Source organism: Salimicrobium salexigens, from assembly GCF_900156705.1.
In the GTDB taxonomy this organism is placed as follows: domain Bacteria; phylum Bacillota; class Bacilli; order Bacillales; family Halobacillaceae; genus Salimicrobium; species Salimicrobium album.
Window position 1 is genome coordinate 1 of record NZ_FTOK01000032.1, and the last position, 1146, is coordinate 1146.

Genomic DNA, 1146 nt, shown 5'->3' on the forward strand with positions numbered 1-1146 from the left:
TACGTGGAATGGGGAAAGATTTTTGGTGACGAAGTATTAGCTACAGCTATCCTTGATCGACTCATTCATCATTCCACCACCTTTAATATTAAAGGAGATTCCTACCGATTACGGGAAAAGAAAAAAGCTGGCATACAGCCAGCTAACCTGCGGTGATATGAGGGAATTTGATTTCGTTGAAATCAGGGAATTTCAAACCGTTGTTGACACTTGTAACTGATCCCTTATGTAACGCGGGTATCGTTTAGACATTTCTTCTAAGAATATATGGGCCATGCCCTTGTCTTCGAATGCTGCTTTCACCGTTTCTTTATAGGCATCAATTCCTTTCCATTTGTTTCTGGAGTGATCCGTGTTTCTGATCAGCTCACCTTTCCCTCGGGGAATCAGATGAGTCGCTATATGGGCGCCCCCGGGAGTCTTTTCGATAATCAAGCACCCATCCTCTTCTCGTACATACACGATGTTATCTTCGTTCGGCTTATACGTTCCCAACGGAACGGTATAACGATTAGAGAGGTACTTGATAATATTGTTCTTATGAACGGTTCTTGTTATAATAGATTTGTTGGAACTCTCGAAGGAGAGTTTGGCAGAGACTTTTCGTAAGTGTGGCTTTTCTAGGGCGAACACTTCGACAGGTCTCTTTTTTATTGTATTGTGAACCTGATAGTTCCCTTTCTTCTCCAACCATCTCCAACACTTTTCATTCCAACTTTCAATAGTGTGGAACACACGGTTTTTCGCAAAATTCATTTTGATAAACTTCACGACATTCTCCACTTTTCCTTTGTTTTCTGTGACAGTCATGAGCTTGTCCTGGTCGTACACGATTTCTTCTGTCCTCCCGCCGTAATAGTTGAACGCATTCTCATGACTCCTTAAGACATCCCGTGTTGTGAAAGGACGCTCCTGCCATTCCGCGTATTTATAACGAGAATGAGATAAGACAAAAGCAATGACATAAACCTTCATAATTTTACCTTCTGTCGTTTTCACTTTGGACTCCCCGAAATCTACTTGCATCTGATAGCCTTTCGGCAATTCCTCAATCTCTTCATAAGAGCGATGCGTTAACTCTTTGGGAATGTGGTGCTCGTCTCTCAATTCTCTGACATACGTGCGAATCGTACTTTCTCCTGCTTC

General features: G+C 42.2%; 1 protein-coding gene and 1 pseudogene. One reads left to right on the forward strand and one right to left on the reverse strand.

Going from position 1 to position 1146, the window contains the following annotated elements:
• Positions 1 to 156: ATP-binding protein (locus BW931_RS13230; protein WP_159435728.1), on the forward strand; the 156-nt coding region annotated here is incomplete at its 5' end.
• A 36-nt stretch (positions 157 to 192) separates the two neighbouring features.
• On the opposite strand, the pseudogene BW931_RS13235 reads toward BW931_RS13230, so the two are convergent.
• Positions 193 to 1146: pseudogene (locus BW931_RS13235) on the reverse strand (DDE-type integrase/transposase/recombinase); the annotation flags it as partial.